1 protein-coding gene is annotated in these 271 nt (G+C 73.4%); it reads right to left on the reverse strand.

Annotated features, from left to right (window positions below):
- The coding region (locus KVT39_RS36885; RefSeq protein ID WP_217591477.1) for a hypothetical protein at positions 1-271 on the reverse strand (271 nt) is incomplete at both ends.

Raw genomic sequence — 271 nt, forward strand, 5'->3', positions numbered from 1 at the left:
CCGGCCTGCTGCCGACCGAAGAAGCGCGGATCGCTGCTCGATACCAGCCGCCCGGCGGCGTCATACACGTGGCGGGTGATGCGGACGTCGTCTGCGCTGGGGCTGCCGGGGGCGGGCTGGAGCACCGTGCGCACCACCAGGCCACGTCCGTCATGGACCGTGGCCAGCGGCGTCCCGTTCTCATCCGTCTCGATCCGATACCAGGGCCGGTACTGGCTCGTGCGCTGATGCCCGGCGGCCGTGACCACCCGCGCCACCCGGCCCGGCGCGT

The organism is Burkholderia sp. GbtcB21 (genome assembly GCF_019091065.1).
GTDB lineage: Bacteria > Pseudomonadota > Gammaproteobacteria > Burkholderiales > Burkholderiaceae > Burkholderia > Burkholderia pyrrocinia_C.